This is a genomic window from Burkholderia sp. F1, from assembly GCF_050813845.1.
Lineage (GTDB): Bacteria > Pseudomonadota > Gammaproteobacteria > Burkholderiales > Burkholderiaceae > Burkholderia > Burkholderia ubonensis.
The window spans coordinates 823,327-840,851 of sequence record NZ_CP172421.1 but is presented as its reverse complement, the minus strand read 5'-3'; the positions used below and the strand labels follow the sequence as shown (position 1 = coordinate 840,851).

Annotated in this window: 12 protein-coding genes and 1 pseudogene; 10 read left to right on the top strand and 3 right to left on the bottom strand. The window is 70.1% G+C overall.

The features are described 5' to 3' along the window. Nucleotides 1–135 precede the first annotated feature (135 nt). The 3 genes from ACFIMZ_RS04075 (at nt 136) to tldD (ending at nt 6,784) form a co-directional block, all read left to right on the top strand. Entirely contained in the window at nt 136–4,335 is a 4,200-nt protein-coding gene (locus ACFIMZ_RS04075; RefSeq protein WP_431821503.1) for a YhdP family protein, read from the top strand. A gap of 43 nt (nt 4,336–4,378) precedes the next feature. Beyond that, a complete protein-coding gene (locus ACFIMZ_RS04070; RefSeq protein ID WP_431821502.1) occupies nt 4,379–5,206 on the top strand; it encodes a carbon-nitrogen hydrolase family protein in 828 nt (275 codons plus the stop codon). 111 nt (nt 5,207–5,317) lie between these two features. Further along, nucleotides 5,318–6,784 carry a metalloprotease TldD gene (tldD, locus tag ACFIMZ_RS04065; protein ID WP_124649656.1) on the top strand — a complete coding sequence of 489 codons (1,467 nt, stop codon included), beginning with the start codon at nt 5,318–5,320 and terminating at the stop codon, nt 6,782–6,784. A gap of 110 nt (nt 6,785–6,894) precedes the next feature. On the opposite strand, the gene ACFIMZ_RS04060 is transcribed toward tldD, so the two are convergent. Beyond that, nucleotides 6,895–7,182 carry a hypothetical protein gene (locus ACFIMZ_RS04060; RefSeq protein ID WP_431821501.1) on the bottom strand — a complete coding sequence of 96 codons (288 nt, stop codon included), beginning with the start codon at nt 7,180–7,182 and terminating at the stop codon, nt 6,895–6,897. On the opposite strand from ACFIMZ_RS04060, the gene aroG reads away from it, so the two are divergent. Then, complete coding sequence (aroG, locus tag ACFIMZ_RS04055) at nt 7,181–8,254, top strand: 3-deoxy-7-phosphoheptulonate synthase AroG (RefSeq protein ID WP_431821500.1); 1,074 nt, start codon at nt 7,181–7,183, stop codon at nt 8,252–8,254. The two genes, ACFIMZ_RS04060 and aroG, sit on opposite strands and share 2 nt — an antisense overlap. Before the next feature lie 100 nt (nt 8,255–8,354). Here aroG and hmpA read toward each other — a convergent pair whose 3' ends face one another. Together hmpA and ACFIMZ_RS04045 are read right to left on the bottom strand one after the other, a co-directional pair. Continuing rightward, a complete protein-coding gene (gene hmpA, locus ACFIMZ_RS04050) occupies nt 8,355–9,563 on the bottom strand; it encodes an NO-inducible flavohemoprotein (RefSeq protein ID WP_431821499.1) in 1,209 nt (402 codons plus the stop codon). 112 nt (nt 9,564–9,675) lie between these two features. Then, nucleotides 9,676–10,227: a cob(I)yrinic acid a,c-diamide adenosyltransferase gene (locus ACFIMZ_RS04045; RefSeq protein WP_431821498.1), complete on the bottom strand. Its 552-nt coding sequence runs from the start codon at nt 10,225–10,227 to the stop codon at nt 9,676–9,678. A gap of 263 nt (nt 10,228–10,490) precedes the next feature. Here ACFIMZ_RS04045 and ACFIMZ_RS04040 point away from each other — a divergent pair. From ACFIMZ_RS04040 to proC, 6 genes and pseudogenes are all read left to right on the top strand, one after another. Next, nucleotides 10,491–11,908 (top strand): annotated as a pseudogene (locus ACFIMZ_RS04040) (FAD-binding oxidoreductase). A 16-nt stretch (nt 11,909–11,924) separates the two neighbouring features. After that, nucleotides 11,925–13,415, top strand: a complete 1,491-nt coding sequence (locus ACFIMZ_RS04035) for an FAD-linked oxidase C-terminal domain-containing protein (protein ID WP_431821497.1) — start codon at nt 11,925–11,927, stop codon at nt 13,413–13,415. Nucleotides 13,416–13,579: 164 nt separating this feature from the next. Further along, nucleotides 13,580–14,668, top strand: a complete 1,089-nt coding sequence (glcE, locus tag ACFIMZ_RS04030; protein ID WP_431821496.1) for a glycolate oxidase subunit GlcE — start codon at nt 13,580–13,582, stop codon at nt 14,666–14,668. Between the two features lie 7 nt (nt 14,669–14,675). Further along, entirely contained in the window at nt 14,676–15,902 is a 1,227-nt protein-coding gene (gene glcF, locus ACFIMZ_RS04025) for a glycolate oxidase subunit GlcF (protein WP_431821495.1), read from the top strand. Between the two features lie 85 nt (nt 15,903–15,987). Further along, on the top strand, nt 15,988–16,686 hold the full coding sequence (locus tag ACFIMZ_RS04020) for a YggS family pyridoxal phosphate-dependent enzyme (RefSeq protein ID WP_431821494.1): 699 nt from the start codon (nt 15,988–15,990) through the stop codon (nt 16,684–16,686). A 22-nt stretch (nt 16,687–16,708) separates the two neighbouring features. After that, nucleotides 16,709–17,521, top strand: a complete 813-nt coding sequence (gene proC / locus ACFIMZ_RS04015) for a pyrroline-5-carboxylate reductase (protein ID WP_431821493.1) — start codon at nt 16,709–16,711, stop codon at nt 17,519–17,521. The last annotated feature ends 4 nt before the right edge of the window (nt 17,522–17,525 follow it).

Sequence of the window (17,525 nt, the reverse complement as noted above, 5' to 3'; positions counted from 1 at the left end):
TGCCGCGAGCGCGGCAGGCGCACGATCGCGCACCGGGAAGCCCGTGCCGCGCCGCCGCAACGGCCGCCGGCACGGACCCGTGTGATACATTTCAACGTCAGTTCGCAAACTACCACACCGCCGCCCGTCCGCCGCATGTCCGACCGTCAGGAATCCGCCGTAGCAGTGCCCAAAGCGGGACCTCCGAAGCACGATCATCCGGTATTGCGCCGCGTGTTCAGGATCACGCTGGCGATCGGGGCGGGCACCTACTTCGTCGCGTCGGGCGCATTCCTCGGGCTTCGCTACGTGCTGCTGCCCCGCGTCGACGACTACCGGCCGCGCATCGAGCAGTTCGTTTCCGACAAGCTCCACGCGCAGTTGTCGATCGGCAAGCTGGCACCGCACTGGTCCGGCATGCAGCCGGGCGTCGAAGTCACCGGGCTGACGATCCGCGGCCGCGACGGCCGGGACGCGCTGTCGGTGCCGCATGCGACCGCTGCGCTGTCCTGGTGGTCGCTGCTGCGCCTGTCGCCGGCGCTGTCGAGCCTGATCGTCGACCAGCCGGACCTGGTCGTCGAGCGCAACGCGGACGGCGAGCTGTTCATCGCCGGGGTCGGCGTGCCGACCACCCACGGCGGCAACGACACGTTCAGCACCTGGCTCCTCAAGCAGGAAGCGATCGTGCTGCGCGGCGGCACGCTGCGCTGGCGCGACGCGCGGCACGACGCGCCGGAGCTCGCGCTGGCCGGGATCCGGCTCGCGGTGCTCAACGACGGGCGCGTCCACCGGGCGGCGCTGCAGGCGCCCGCGAACGGCACGCTGCTGCGCGGCCCGCTGGATTTCCGCGCGCGCTTCACGCACAAGGCGCTCGGGCCGATCGGCAAGCCGGCGAACTGGACCGGCGATGCGTACCTGTCGACCGGTCCCGTCGATCTGCCGACCCTTGCCCGCTACGTAAACATGCCGTTCACGATGTACGCGGGCCGGATCGACAACGCGATCTGGGCGACCTTCCGGGACGGCCGCCTGCGCTCGGCGGGCGGCAACCTGCAGGGCGCGGACGTCGCGCTGCGCGTGCGGCCGACGCAGCCGCGCCTCGACGTGCCGATCGCCCGCTTCGGCTGGGACATGACGATGGACCCCGGCCACGACTACACGCTGCACCTGTCGCGCTTTCACGCGGAGCTGGGCCAGCCGCCGCTGCCGGACGGCACGCCGCTCGCCCGCTCGCTCGGCATGGCGACGCTCGCCGCGCGTTACCGGGTGCCGTCCGCTAGCCAGGGGCAGCTGATCAGCGTGGCCGGCGACCGCGTCGATCTCGGCATCCTCAGCGAATTCATCCGCGGGCTGCCGCTGCCGGCCCACCTGCGCAACGAGCTCGTGCGGGTCGACCCGCGCGGGATGGTGTCGAACTATCACATCGAGGTCGAGCGCGCGAAGCCGGAGAAGGCCGAGCTCGCCGAAGAAGAGAAGCGTACCGGCGCCGCGCCGGTCGTCCGCTACCGCTTCCTCGGCGACCTGCAGGGCATCAGCTTCGCCGCGCAGGAGCCGCCGCCCGGCCTGTCCGCGCACGGCCATCCGCGCGCCGGCTGGCCGGGGATCGAAAACCTGTGGGGCCGCGTCGACGCGACCGAGACGGGCGGCGTCGCGCATTTCGACACGGTCAACGCCGCGGTCACGGTGCCCGGCGAGTTCGACGAGCCGCGCCTCGCGTTCGACCGGCTGCGCGGCAACGCGAAATGGGTCGTCACGCCGGCGCCGGGCGAGAAGCACGCGCGCGTCGACGTGACGGTGCCCGACCTGCTCGTGTCGAACCCGGACGCCGAGATCGCGGTATCGGGCAGCTACACGAACCCGGGCCACGGCCGCGGCTCCCTCGACCTGCGCGCCGACTTCGCGCGCGCCGCCGTCGCCCGCATCCCGCGCTACCTGCCGACCGGCATGGCCGAGCACCTGCGCCAGTATCTCGGCCACGCGCTGCAGGCGGGACAGGTCACCAAGGGCGCGTCGATCGTCGCGCACGGCCCGCTCGAGACCTTCCCGTACGAGCACGACCCGAGCGGCGGCGTGTTCCGCATCGTCGCGCCGTTCACCGGCGGCCAGTTCGAACCGACCCCGTTCCCGCCGCACAAGCTCGCGAACGGCACGCCGAGCGTGTGGCCCGCACTCACCGGCATCGACGGCGTGTTCGAGCTCGAGCAGAACAAGCTGCGCTTCGACATCGCCCGCGCGTCCTACAAGCAGGTCGTGCTGACGAAGGTCCGCGGCCGGATCGACGACCTCGGCCGCCCGGTCACGTCGCCGCTCGTGATCGAAGGTGACGCGCACGGCCCGCTCGCCGACCTGATCGACTATGCGAACAACAGCACGCTCGGGAGCCTGAGCGGCCACGTCGGCGAACGGATCGACGCGCAAGGGCCCGCGACGCTCGCGCTCAAGCTGACGATCCCGCAGCGGATCGCGCACCAGCACACGAGCGTCGAAGGCTCGCTCGCGTTCGGCGGCAACACGCTGTCGACCGACGGCGTGCCGCCGCTGTCCGCGCTGCGCGGCAGCGTTCGATTCACGCAGTCCGGCGCGGCGCTCGACAACCTCTCCGCCCGCTTCCTCGGCGGCCCGGTGCGCGCGAACGGCAGCCTGACGTCGCACGGCCCGTACGCGTTCGACATCGACGGCCGGCTCGCGCTGGACGCCGCGCGCGGCCTGAACCTGCACGGCCCCGCGGCCGCGCTGCTCGAGCACGTGGTCGGCGACGCGCCGTACCGGATCGCGGTGCGCGGCATGCCGGGCCGCCTGCCCGACGTCACGGCCCGCTCGGACCTGACGGGCGTCGCGCTGAACTTCCCCGCGCCGTTCGCGAAGCCCGCGGGCACGCCGATGCCGTTCAGCTTCACGCTGCAGCCGGCGACGCCGCAGACGGACGCGCGGCGCCTCGTGCGCGCCAACCTGACGCTCGGCCCGATCGCCGCGACCTACATGCTCGACGCGACGCCCGGCCAGCCGCTGCGCGCGGTGCGCGGTGCGATGGGGATCCACCGGATGCCCGACGTGCCGCAGGAAGGCGTGAGCGCGGCCGTCGACGTCGGCGAGCTGGACGCCGACGCGTGGCTCGCGCTCGCGCACACGCTGCGCGGCCCGCAGCGCGCGCAGGAGCCGCAGGCGGCCGAACGCATCGATCTCGCCAGCTTCGCGCCGAAGCGCTTTGCGTTCCATTTCGGCACGCTGAAGCTGCTCAAGCGCAACTGGGAAAACGTGATCGTCGGCGCGTCGCACGTCGACGAGCTGTGGCAGGCGAACATCGCGTCGAACCAGGTATCCGGCTACCTGTCGTGGGCGCCGGGCGGCGGCAACAACGGCGCAGGCGTGCTGAACGCGCGGCTCGCGAAGCTCGTGATTCCGCAGAGCGCCGAGCAGGATCTCGTCGGCCGCGCGATGAACCTGCCGACGCCGGCCGACCGCCCGATTCCGTCGATCGACCTGGTCGTCGATGAAGTCGTCGAGCGCGGCCACGACATCGGCCGGCTGGTCGTCAACGCGCGCAACGTCGAGGAAGACGGCGTGCCGGTCTGGCTGCTCGACAGGCTGGAGCTGTCGAACCCGGCGGCGAAGCTCACCGCGACCGGCAACTGGCGCACGTCGCGCCGGGCGCTCGCGCGCGGCGCCGACGAAGCCGACGCGCCACGCCGCTCCGTATTCGACTTCAAGCTCGACATCGACAACGCCGGCGCGCTGCTCGACCGCGTCGGCCTGCCCCGCACCGTCGGGGACGGCCACGGCACGCTGACCGGCAAGGTCGGCTGGCGCGGCGGCCCGACGGCGCTCGACTACCCGTCGCTCAACGGCCATCTCGCGCTCGACCTCGAGCACGGCGAGATCCTGAAGGTCGATCCGGGCGCGGCGAAGCTGCTCGGCGTGCTGAGCCTGCAGAGCCTCGCGCGCTTCCTGACGCTCAATTTCCGCGAGGTCGTCGGCAAGGGGCTGCCGTTCGAGAAAATCACCGGCACCGGCCAGATCACCAACGGCATCGCGCGCACCGACGATTTCGAGATGACGACGTCGCCCGCGAAGGTCACGCTGAAGGGCTCGGTCGACCTCGGCGCCGAGACGCAGGACCTGCGTGCGCACGTTGCGCCGAAGATCGGCGCCGGCACGGCGGCGATCGCGGCCGCGATCATCAACCCGCTGCTCGGCGTCGGCGTGCTGGCCGCGAACTACGCGCTGTCGGAGACGCTGTCGCGCGCATTCGCGATCGACTACGCGATCAACGGCTCGTGGGCGCATCCGCACATCGAGCGGGTACGGGGCGATCAGGGTAAGATGAATCACGACGCGGCCGGCACGTCGAACCCCTGAGCCGCACAGGCCGCACCCCATTTATGACGCAACCGATTTCGCGATGACCGACCCCGCCCTTTCCGCCACGCCCGTCCGGATTGCCGCGCTGCAGATGGTGAGCACGCCGGACGTCGCGCGCAATCTCGCCGAGGCGCGCCGCCTGATCGCGGAGGCGGCCGGCGAAGGCGCGCAGCTCGTGCTGCTGCCCGAGTATTTCTGCTTCATGGGGCACCAGGACACCGACAAGCTCGCGCTCGCCGAACCTTACCGCGACGGCCCGATCCAGCAGTTCCTCGCCGACGCCGCGCGCCGCCACGGCATCTGGATGATCGGCGGCACGCTGCCGCTGAAGGCGCCGGAGGCGAACCGCGTGCTGAACACGACGCTCGTGTTCGATCCGTCCGGGACCGAGGCGGCCCGCTACGACAAGATCCACCTGTTCAATTTCGAGAAGGGCAACGAGTCGTTCGACGAGGCGCGCACGATCCGCCCGGGCGACACGGTCGTCACGTTCGACGCACCGTTCGGCCGCGTCGGGCTGTCGGTCTGTTACGATCTGCGCTTTCCGGAGCTGTACCGCAAGATGGGCGACTGCGCGCTGGTCGTCGTGCCGTCGGCGTTCACCTACACGACCGGCCGCGCGCACTGGGAAACGCTGCTGCGCGCACGGGCGGTCGAGAACCAGTGCTACGTGCTCGCGGCCGCGCAGGGCGGCAGGCACGAGAACGGCCGGCGCACCTGGGGCCACAGCATGCTGGTCGACCCGTGGGGCGAGATCGTCGCGGTGCGCGCCGAAGGCGCGAGCGTCGTGATCGGCACGCTCGACCCGCAACGCATCGCGGACGTGCGCCAGAGCCTGCCCGCGTGGCGGCACCGCGTGCTCGGCTGACGCCCGCCCTCACCGGCCTGCCCCCTTGAAACCCCGGCCCGGGCGAACCATCTGCCCCCTATCCGCACCCGATCAGCACCCGACACTTTTTTGAGAAACCCCGATACCCGCATGAACATCATCGAACCCGGCATCCGCAACCTGGCGCTGGCGAAGGACATCCTGCTCACGCCCTATGGCCTCGACGAGAGCCTCCTGACGCGCACGATCGCCGACATCTTCACGCATCGCGTCGACTACGCGGACCTGTACTTCCAGGCAACCCGCAGCGAAGCGTGGAGTCTCGAGGAAGGCATCGTCAAATCGGGCAGCTTCAGCATCGACCAGGGCGTCGGCGTGCGCGCGGTCGCGGGCGACCGCACCGCGTTCGCGTATTCCGACGACCTGTCGCCCGAGGCGATCGCACAGGCGGCCGCGGCCACCAAGGCGATCGCGGCCGCGGGCGGCGGCCGGCAGAAGGTCAAGGCGGCCACGTCGCTGAAGGGCATCTCGGGCCGCGACCTGTACCTGCCGTCCGACCCGCTCGCGTCGCTCGACGCCACGGCCAAGGTCAAGCTGCTCGAGCGCATCGAGCAGATGGCGCGCGGCCGCGACCCGCGCATCACGCAGGTGATGGCGGGCCTCGCCGGCGAATACGATGTCGTGCTCGTCGCGCGCAGCGACGGCGCGCTCGCGGCGGACATCCGCCCGCTGGTGCGCGTGTCGGTGACGGTGATCGCCGAGCAGAACGGCCGCCGCGAGATCGGCAGCGGCGGCGGCGGCGGCCGCTTCGACTACGGCTACTTCACCGACGACGTGCTGTCGCGCTACGTCGACGACGCGGTGCACGCGGCGCTCGTGAACCTCGATGCGCGCCCCGCGCCGGCCGGCGCGATGACGGTCGTGCTCGGGCCGGGCTGGCCGGGCGTGCTGCTGCACGAGGCGATCGGCCACGGTCTCGAGGGCGACTTCAACCGCAAGGGCTCGTCGGCGTTCGCGGGCCGGATCGGCGAGCAGGTCGCAGCGAAGGGCGTGACCGTCGTCGACGACGGCACGCTGCCGAACCGCCGCGGCTCGCTGAACATCGACGACGAAGGCAACCCGACGCAGTGCACGACGCTGATCGAGGACGGGATCCTGAAGGGCTACATCCAGGACACGCTGAACGCGCGCCTGATGAAGATGCCCGTCACCGGCAACGCGCGGCGCGAGTCGTACGCGGCGCTGCCGATGCCGCGCATGACCAACACCTACATGCTGAACGGCGACAAGGACCCGCAGGAAATCATCGCGTCGGTGAAGAACGGCCTGTACGCGGTGAACTTCGGCGGCGGCCAGGTCGACATCACGAACGGCAAGTTCGTGTTCTCGGCATCCGAGGCGTACATGATCGAGAACGGCAAGATCACGTACCCGGTCAAGGGCGCGACGCTGATCGGCAGCGGCCCGGAATCGCTGAAGTACGTGAGCATGATCGGCAACGACATGTCGCTCGACACCGGCGTCGGCGTATGCGGCAAGGAAGGCCAGAGCGTGCCGGTCGGCGTCGGCCAGCCGACCCTCCGGATCGACAAGATGACGGTCGGCGGCACGGCATAACCGCATCGCCGCGCAGACATTCCGCGCATTTTGCGAAAAACGCGCGGAATGTCCGCATTTTCGTCGCACCCCGGTTGCCAGCCGCACGGCGAGCGGGTATAAATTCCGAATCAACTTTTTTGACGAACCAACTTTCCGTCATGTCCGCCAAGTTTTACTTTTACTTTTTTTGGCATCTCAGACCGCTGGCGGATCGAGAGGGTTGATGGCGCGTAAAGCGCAACCAAAATTCCCGAAAAAACCGCCGGCGAACCCGGCGGTTTTTTTTCGCCCTTCGCCACCCGGTCGTCGCCGCAGCCACCCCGCAGCGCTGGCCGAAACGACTGAATTGCCTGAATTGATGAATTTGCCGCACGCGCACTGACCGAACGGCTAGCCCTATCAAGGAGAAACAGCATGCCCCCGCACAATACCGACGATGTCCGCATTCGTGAACTCAAGGAGCTGACGCCGCCCGCCCACCTGATCCGCGAGTTCGCGTGCTCCGAAGCCGCGTCCGAGCTGATCTACAACGCGCGGCAGTCGATGCACCGGATCCTGCACGGGATGGACGACCGGCTGATCGTCGTGATCGGGCCGTGCTCGATCCACGACACGAAGGCGGCGCTCGAGTACGCGGGGCGACTCGTCAAGGAGCGCGAGCGCCTCAAGAACGAGCTGGAAATCGTGATGCGCGTGTACTTCGAGAAGCCGCGCACGACGGTCGGCTGGAAGGGGCTCATCAACGATCCGCACCTCGACAACAGCTTCAAGATCAACGAAGGGCTGCGCACCGCACGCGAGCTGCTGCTGCACATCAACGAGCTGGGGCTGCCGGCCGGGACCGAATACCTCGACATGATCAGCCCGCAGTACATCGCGGACCTGATCTCGTGGGGCGCGATCGGCGCGCGCACGACCGAATCGCAGGTGCACCGCGAGCTGGCGTCGGGGCTGTCGTGCCCGGTCGGCTTCAAGAACGGCACCGACGGCAACGTGAAGATCGCGGTCGACGCGATCAAGGCGTCGTCGCAGCCGCACCATTTCCTGTCGGTGACGAAGGGCGGCCATTCGGCAATCGTGTCGACGGCCGGCAACGAGGACTGCCACGTGATCCTGCGCGGCGGCAAGACGCCGAACTACGACGCGGAAAGCGTGAACGCCGCGTGCGCGGACATCGGCAAGGCCGGCCTCGCCGCGCGCCTGATGATCGACGCGAGCCACGCGAACAGCTCGAAGAAGCACGAGAACCAGATCCCGGTGTGCGCGGATATCGGCCGCCAGATCGCGGCGGGCGACGAGCGCATCGTCGGCGTGATGGTCGAGTCGCACCTCGTCGAAGGCCGCCAGGACCTGAAGGAAGGCTGCCCGCTGACCTACGGCCAGAGCATCACCGATGCGTGCATCGCCTGGGAGGACAGCGTCAAGGTGCTCGAGGGCCTCGCGGAATCCGTCAAGGCGCGGCGCGTCGCGCGCGGCAGCGGGAACTGATCCGGCACGGCCGGGGCGGCGCCCCCGTCGGTTCGCTTCGAAAAAAACCCGGCTTGCGCCGGGTTTTTTTCGTTCTTTGGGGAGGAGAAGCGTCAACGCGTCATTCGAGCGCGCCCGAGCCGAAGATCTCGGTATTCACGCGTTCCGGCGCGACACCCAGCGCGACGAGCGCATCGCGCTGCGCCTTCATGAACGCGATCGGGCCGCAGATGTAATAGTCGGCGTCCGGCACCAGCGCATATTGCTTCACGCGCTCCGGCGTGAGCCGCCCTTCGAGATCGTGATCGATGCCCGCGCGGTCGTTCGGCCCGACCAGCTCGTACAGCACGGTCCGCTTGACGTTCGCGTGCTCGCGCACGGTGTCGTTGAGCCAGTCGCGGAACGCGTGCACCGCGCCCGAACGGCATGCATGGATGAAGCGCACTTCGCGCGGACTGCCTTCCGCGACCAGCGTCGACGCCATCGACACCATCGGCGTGAGCCCGACGCCGCCGGAGATCAGCACGACCGGCGTCTGCACGCCGCGCTTCAGCGAGAACTCGCCCATCGGCGCGGTCACCTCGACGATCGCACCCTCTTCGACGCCGTCGTGCAGCAGCGTCGACACCTTGCCCGCCGGAATCGCCTCGTGCCGGCCCGCCTCGCGCTTCACCGAAATGCGCAGCCACTTGCCGTGCGGCGCGTCGGACAGGCTGTACTGGCGCGGCTGATCGACGCCCAGGTCGCCGACGAAGCGCTTCACGGTCACGTACTGGCCCGGCTCGAACGCAGGCGCTGCGCCGCCGTCGGCCGGCGTCAGGTAGAACGACGTGATCTCGTCGCTCTCGCGCACCTTGCGCGCGACCCTGAACGGACGGAAGCCGCTCCATGCCGCGCCCGCATACAGGTCCGCCTCGGCGCCGATCAGGATCTGCGCGAGCTGGCCGTACGCGACGCGCCACGCTTCGAGCGTGTCCGCATCGACCGCGTCGCCGAGCACTTCGACGATCGACGCGAGCAGGTTCTCGCCGACGATCGGGTAATGCTCGGGGCGGATGTTCAGGCTCGCGTGCTTGTGCGCGATGTGCGACACCGCACCGCCGAGCGCCCCCAGGTTGTCGATGTTCGCCGCATACGCGTAGACCGCCTTCGCAAGCGTCTCGGGCTGGCTGCCGGTCTTCTGGTGCGTCTGGTTGAACAGGTTCTTCAGCTCGGGGTGACGCGCGAACATGCGCCCGTAGAAATGCTTCGTGATCGTCGCGCCGTGCTCGGCAAGGACGGGGGCGGTGGCTTTCACTCGGGCCATCTGGTCGGCGGTGATGTGGGTCATGTTCGTTCTCCGTTAAACATGCACGTACGATACATCTTTAAAATCCCGCGTCGGCCTGGACAAATTGTCGCAGCGCATCAACTGGGGGCCGGCTCCCCGGCCCCCACGCCAATCAAGTCGCCCGGCCGCGCTCCCACAGCACGTCCGCGCCGCCGTCCGTGCGGTTCAGCACGCGCGCGAGCACGAACAGCAGGTCGGACAGCCGGTTCACGTACCGGCGCGGCGTCTCCTGCAGCGTTTCGACGCGGCCGAGCGCGACGATCGTGCGCTCCGCGCGCCGGCAAACGGTCCGGCACACGTGCGCGAGCGCCGCCGCGCGTGAACCGCCGGGCAGGATGAACTCCTTCAGCGGCGGCAGCGTCGCGTTGTAGTCGGCCAGCCACTGGTCGAGGCGTGCGAGATGCGCATCGCCGAGCACCGTGTGGCCCGGGATGCACAGCTCGCCGCCCAGGTCGAACAGGTCGTGCTGGATCGTAACGAGCGCCGCGCGCACGTCGTCGGGCAGCGTTTCGGCGAGCAGCACGCCGATGGTCGAATTCAATTCGTCGACGTCGCCGATCGCGGCGATCCGCACGTCGTCCTTGCCGACGCGCCGTCCGTGGCCCAGGCCGGTGGTGCCGTCGTCGCCGGTGCGCGTGGCGATCTTGCTCAAGCGGTTGCCCATGCGAAGTCCTCTCGTGCTCGGCCGCGGCGCGGCCCGGGTTGCATTGCATGCCGATTATCGCAGCCCGCCGCGCGGCTCGCAGCAGGTGTTCCAGCGTAGAATGAAAGCAAACCGCCCTGCCGCGGTACCGCCCGGCAAGCTGTCGGACCTTGCACGGGATCAGGCGCAAGGCGCGGGATCGGAGTCGGTGCCGAGGCGCTCGCCGCCTTGCATGGGACCGCGCCCGGTGCCGAAGCGCCCATGCTGATCGAGAGGAGACTTGCGTGAACCACCCCGCCCCGCCGGCCGCACCGACCGGAACGCGCCGCCCCCTGCCCCCGCCCTGCTCGATGCGCTGCGCGCCGCGTTCGGCGAGCGCGTGTCGACGGCCGACGCGGTGCGCGCGCATCACGGCCGCGACGAATCGCCGTTCGACCCGCAGTTGCCCGACGCGGTCGTGTTCGCGCACAGCGCCGACGACGTCCGGCAGGTCGTCGCGCTCTGCGCGCTCTACGGCGTGCCGCTGATCCCGTACGGCGCGGGCTCGTCGCTCGAGGGCCACCTGCTCGCGGTGCGCGGCGGCGTGTCGCTCGACCTGTCCGAAATGAACCGCGTGCTGTCGATCAACGCGGAAGACCTGACCGTGACCGTCGAGCCCGGCATCACGCGCAAGGCGCTCAATGAAGCGCTGCGCGACACGGGCCTGTTCTTCCCGATCGATCCCGGCGCCGACGCCAGCATCGGCGGCATGACCGCGACCCGCGCGTCCGGCACCAACGCCGTGCGCTACGGCACGATGCGCGAGAACGTGCTCGGCCTGACCGCGGTGCTCGCCGACGGCCGCGTCGTGAAGACCGGCTCGCGCGCGCGCAAGTCGTCGGCCGGCTACGACCTCACGCGCCTGTTCGTCGGCTCCGAAGGCACGCTCGGCGTGATTACCGAAATCACGCTGCGCCTGCACCCGATGCCGGAAGCCGTGTCGGCCGCGACCTGCACGTTCCCGTCGATGGGCGACGCCGTGCGCACCGTGATCGAGACGATCCAGATCGGCGTGCCGATCGCGCGCGTCGAATTCGTCGATGCGCTCGCCATCCGCTCGATCAACCGCCACTCGAACCTGACGCTCGCCGAGGCGCCGACGCTGTTCTTCGAATTCCACGGCACCGGCGCCGGCGTGAAGGAACAGGCCGAACTGGTCGAGGCGCTCGCCGGCCAGAACCACGGCCAGGGCTTCGAATGGGCGACCCGGCCCGAAGACCGCAGCCGGCTCTGGGCCGCGCGCCACAACGCGTTCTTCGCGATGCTGCAGCTGAAGCCCGGCTGCCGCGCGGTGACGACCGACGTCTGCGTACCGATCTCCCGGCTCGCCGCGTGCGTCGAGGAAACCGAGACCGACCTGCGCGCGTCGACGCTGCCGTGCCCGATCGTCGGCCACGTCGGCGACGGCAATTTCCACGTCGCGATCCTGATCGATCCCGACCGGCCCGAGGAGCTCGAGGAAGCGGAGCGCATCAACGACCGGATCGTCGAGCGCGCGCTGCGCATGGGCGGCACCTGCACGGGCGAGCACGGCGTCGGCCTGCACAAGATGCGCTTCCTGCCGAAGGAGCACGGCGACGACGCGATCGACGCGATGCGCGCGATCAAGCTCGCGCTCGACCCGCGCAACCTGATGAACCCCGGCAAGATCTTCACGTGCTGACCACGCAGGAGACCTCATGAACGCCCCCGAACTGTCGGCCGAGATGCGCGCGCAGCGCCAGCGCGAGGTCGTGCAGGCGCTGATGGCCGTGCTGCCGACGCATTGCCTGCTGTATCGCGAGGAAGACACCGCGCCATACGAATGCGACGGCCTGTCCGCGTACCGGCGCCTGCCGCTCGCGGTCGCGCTGCCCGAGACGGAATCGCAGGTGCAGCGCATCGTGCAGATCTGCCGGCGCATGGAAGTGCCGATCGTGCCGCGCGGCGCGGGCACGAGCCTGTCGGGCGGCGCGCTGCCGATCTCGCTCGGCGTCGTGCTGTCGCTCGCGCGCTTCACGCGCATCGTCGAGGTCGACCCGTATGCGCGCACCGCGACCATACAGCCCGGCGTGCGCAATCTCGCGATCTCCGAGGCCGCCGCGCCGTACGGCCTGTATTACGCACCCGATCCGTCATCGCAGATCGCCTGCACGATCGGCGGCAACGTCGCGGAGAATTCCGGCGGCGTGCACTGCCTGAAGTACGGCCTGACCGTGCACAACGTGATGCGCGTGCGCGCGGTGACGATCGACGGCGAAATCGTCGAATTCGGCTCGCTCGCGCTCGACACGCCGGGCCTCGACCTGCTCGCGGTCACGATCGGCAGCGAGGGCATGTTCGCGATCGTCACCGAAGTCACGGTGCGGCTGATCCCGAAACCGCAGACCGCGCAGCTCGTGATGGCGAGCTTCGACAACGTGGTCAAGGGCGGCGAGGCGGTCGCGGCGATCATCGCGTCGGGGATCATCCCGGCCGGCCTCGAGATGATGGACAAGCCGGCGACGCAGGCGGTCGAGACGTTCACGCACGCGGGCTACGACCTCGACGCGAAGGCGATCCTGCTGTGCGAATCGGACGGCACGCCCGAGGAAGTCGCCGAGGAGATCGTCCGGATGACGGCGGTGCTGCGCGAACACGGCGCGACGCGCATCCAGGTGTCGCGCAACGAAAGCGAGCGGCTGCGCTTCTGGTCCGGCCGCAAGAACGCGTTTCCGGCCGCCGGGCGGATTTCCCCCGACTATTACTGCATGGACGGCACCGTGCCGCGCCGCGCGATCGGGCCGCTGCTCGCCCGCATCGAGCAGCTGGAGGCGCGCTACGGACTGCGCTGCATCAACGTGTTCCACGCGGGCGACGGCAACATGCATCCGCTGATCCTCTACAACGCGAACGATCCGGACGAGCTGCACCGCGTCGAGCTGTTCGGCGCGGACATCCTCGAGTGCTGCGTCGAATTCGGCGGCACCGTGACGGGCGAGCACGGCGTCGGCGTCGAGAAGCTCAACTCGATGTGCGTGCAGTTTTCGCCGCAGGAGCGCGACGCGTTCTTCGCGGTCAAGCGCGCGTTCGATCCGCCCGGGCTGCTCAATCCCGACAAGGGCATTCCGACCCGCGCGCGCTGTGCCGAATACGGCCGCCAGCACGTCCGCGGCGGACTGCTGCCGCACCCCGACCTGCCGCGCTTCTGAGCCGCCGGCGCGGCACGCGCCCTGCCGCCTGAGCCGGACCGGTCCGGTTCCGGCGGCGTGGCTGCGTGCCGCCGGATCCGGGCTTAGGGATAGTCGCGATGTGCATTCGCGCGACCCCGGTACAATCGACCGGACAACGACACGAGACGAAACGACAACCGATCATGGAAGAGGACGACATCGTCGCCGGATGGGCCGAGCGCGTTCGCGCGGCCAGCGCCGACGGCCGGCCGCTGCGCCTGCGCGGCGGCGGCACCAAGGACTGGTACGGCCAGGCGCTCGAGGGCGAGATACTCGACACGCGCGCGTTTCACGGCATCGTGTCGTACGACCCGGCCGAACTCGTCGTCACGGCCCGCGCCGGCACCCCGCTCGCGCAGCTCGAAGCCATCCTCGGCGAGCGCGGCCAGATGCTGCCGTTCGAGCCGCCGCATTTCGGCCGCGCGGCCACGGTCGGCGGCTGCGTCGCGGCGGGGCTCGCCGGCCCGCGGCGCGCAACCTGCGGCGCGCCGCGCGACTTCGTGCTGGGCGTCGAACTGATGAACGGCCGCGGCGAAGTGCTGCGGTTCGGCGGCCAGGTCGTGAAGAACGTCGCCGGCTACGACGTGTCGCGACTGATGGCCGGCTCGCTCGGCACGCTCGGGCTGATGCTCGAGCTGTCGATCAAGGTGCTGCCGGTGCCCGTCGCCGAAATCACGCTGAAGTTCGAGATGAGCGCGACCGATGCGGTGCGCAAGCTCAACGAATGGGGCGGCCACCCGCTGCCCGTCAGCGCGAGCGCGTGGCGCAACGGCACCCTCGTGCTGCGCCTGTCCGGCGCCGAGGCCGCGGTGAAGACCGCGAAGACGCTGCTCGGCGGCGAAGTCGTCGACGCGGTCGAAGCCGAGCGCTTCTGGGCCGGCCTGCGCGAACACACCGATCCGTTCTTCAACGGCATTCCGCCGGGCTTCGCGCTGTGGCGCCTGTCGCTGCCGAGCATCACCGAGCCGATGCACCTGCCGGGCACCCAGCTGATGGAATGGGGCGGCGCACAGCGCTGGTGGATCACCGACGCCGATGCGCAGACCGTCCGCATGAGCGCGAAACAGGCGGGCGGCCATGCGACGCTGTTCCGCGCGGGCGAATCGTACGACCGCAGCGCCGGCGTGTTCACGCCGCTCCCCGCGCCGCTGATGAAAATCCACCGCGGGCTGAAGGCGGCGTTCGATCCGGCGCGCATCTTCAACCGCGGCCGGCTCTACCCCGATCTCTGAGGGCTCGATGCAGACGAACCTCGCCGATTTCATCCGCAATACGCCCGACGGCGACGAAGCCGACGCGATCCTGCGCAAGTGCGTGCATTGCGGGTTTTGCACCGCGACCTGCCCGACCTACCAGTTGCTCGGCGACGAGCTCGACGGCCCGCGCGGGCGCATCTACCTGATCAAGCAGATGGTCGAAGGCGCACCCGTGACGCGCAGCACGCAGCAGCATCTCGACCGCTGCCTCACGTGCCGCAGCTGCGAGACGACCTGCCCGTCCGGCGTCCAGTACGGCCGCCTCGTCGAGATCGGCCGCAAGCACGTCGAGGCGCAGGTGCGGCGCCCGCTGTCGCAGCGGCTCGTGCGCCGCGCGCTCGCGAGCTTCGTGCCGAACAGCGCGCTGTTCTCGCCGGTGATGCGGCTCGGCCAGCACGTGCGGCCGCTGCTGCCGAAGCGCCTGCGCGACAAGGTGCCGCCGCGCACGAAGCTGCTCGAATGGCCGAACCGCACCCATCCCCGCAAGATGCTGATGCTGGCCGGCTGCGTGCAGCCGTCGATGCTGCCGAACATCAACATCGCGACCGCGCGCGTGCTCGACGCGCTCGGCGTCGAGACCATCGTCGCGCCCGAGGCCGGCTGCTGCGGCGCGATCCGGCTGCACCTGAACTATCACGACGAGGCGCTCGACGACGCGCGCCGCAACATCGACGCCTGGTGGCCCTACGTCGAACAGGGCGCCGAGGCGATCGTGATGAACGCGTCCGGCTGCGGCGCGACGGTGCTCGAATACGCGCACCTGCTGCGCGACGATCCGGCCTATGCGGAGAAGGCGCAGCGCATCGTTGCACTGACGCGCGACGTGTCCGACGTGCTGCTCGCGTTCGAGGCCGAGCTCGCGACGCTCGCGCGGCGCCGCGCGATCCACACCGTCGCCTACCACCCGCCGTGCACGCTGCAGCACGGCCAGCAATCGCGCGGCAAGGTCGAGCGGCTGCTCGAGACGCTCGGCATCGACGTGCGCCTGCCTGCCGACAGCCACCTGTGCTGCGGCTCGGCCGGCACCTATTCGCTGACGCAGCCGTCGCTGTCGTACAAGCTGCGCAAGCAGAAGCTCGCGAAGCTGCAGGCGCTCGAGCCGCAGATGATCGTCTCCGCGAACGTCGGCTGCATCGCGCACCTGCAAAGCGGCACGCCGATTCCGGTCGCGCACTGGGTCCAGCTGGTCGAGCACCTGCTGTACGGCTAACGGGCACTGCGTCCGTATAATGATGCGCATCGAAGCGCCGCGCGTCGGCGGCGCGACCGCTCCAGTGCCTGCTCTCGCGCCCGTCATGTCCGATCTCGCCGTTCACCTCGAATCCGTCCACCGCCGCATCGCCGACGCCGCCCGCGCGGCCGGGCGCGACCCCGCCGCCGTCACGCTGCTCGCCGTCTCGAAGACCTTTCCCGCCGATGCGGTGCGCGCCGCGCACGCAGCCGGCCAGCGCGCGTTCGGCGAGAACTACGTGCAGGAGTCGATCGACAAGATCGACGCACTCGCCGATCTGCGCGCGGCGCTCGAATGGCATTTCATCGGACCGCTGCAGTCGAACAAGACGCGCCCCGTCGCCGAGCGCTTCGACTGGGTGCATTCGATCGACCGGCTGAAGATCGCACAGCGGCTCGCCGAGCAGCGGCCCGCGCACCTGCCGCCGCTCAACGTGTGCGTGCAGGTGAACATCAGCGGCGAGGCGTCGAAGAGCGGCGTCGCGCCGGCTGACGTCGCCGAGGTCGCGCACGCGGTGGCCGCGCTGCCGTCGCTGCGGCTGCGCGGCCTGATGGCGATTCCCGAACCCGCGGGCGACGCCGAAGCGCAGCGCGCGCCGCATCGCGCGCTGCGGGCGCTGTTCGACGCGCTGCGCGCGGACGGGCTGCCGCTCGACACGCTGTCGATGGGCATGTCCGCCGATCTCGAGGCGGCCGTGCTCGAAGGCGCGACGATCGTGCGGGTCGGCACCGCGATCTTCGGCGCGCGCGACTATTCCCATTGATCCACTTCTCATTCCCGACATCATGAAGATTGCATTCATCGGCGGCGGCAACATGGCCGCGGCATTGATCGGCGGCCTCGTCAAGCGCGGCGTCGGCGCGGACGGCCTGTACGCGATCGACGTCAACGAAGACGTGCGCGCGCGCGCCGCGCAGCAATTCGGCATCCGCACCGGCGCGGCGGTCGACGCGGCGGTCGCCGGCTACGACGCGATCGTGCTCGCGGTCAAGCCGCAAGTGCTGAAGGACGTCGCGCAGGCGCTCGCGCCGCACCTGACCTCGCAGCTCGTGATCAGCATCGCGGCCGGCATCCGCGGCGCGGACCTGGCGCGCTGGCTCGGCGACTATCCGCGCGTCGTGCGCACGATGCCGAACACGCCGGCGCTCGTCGGCATGGGCGTGACGGGTCTCGCCGCGCTGCCGGGCGTCGATGCGGCGGGCCGCGAACTGGCGTCGAACGTGCTCGGCGCGGTCGGCGAGATCGTCTGGTTCGACGACGAGTCGCAGCTCGACGCGGTCACCGCGATCTCGGGCAGCGGCCCCGCATACGTGTTCTATTTCATCGAAGCGCTGCAGGAAGCGGCGCGCCGCCTCGGGATGAACGACGAGCAGGGCCGCGCGCTCGCGGTCGCGACGTTCACGGGCGCCGCGCAGCTCGCCGCGCAATCCGGCGAGCCGGCCAGCGTGCTGCGCGAGCGCGTGACGTCGAAGGGCGGCACGACGGCGGCCGCGCTCGCGTCGTTCGACGCGCAGGGGGTCAAGGAAGCGATCGTGCGCGGCGCGCTCGCGGCCGAGGCGCGCGCGAAGGAAATGGGCGACGAGCTCGGGCGCGCTTGAGCGG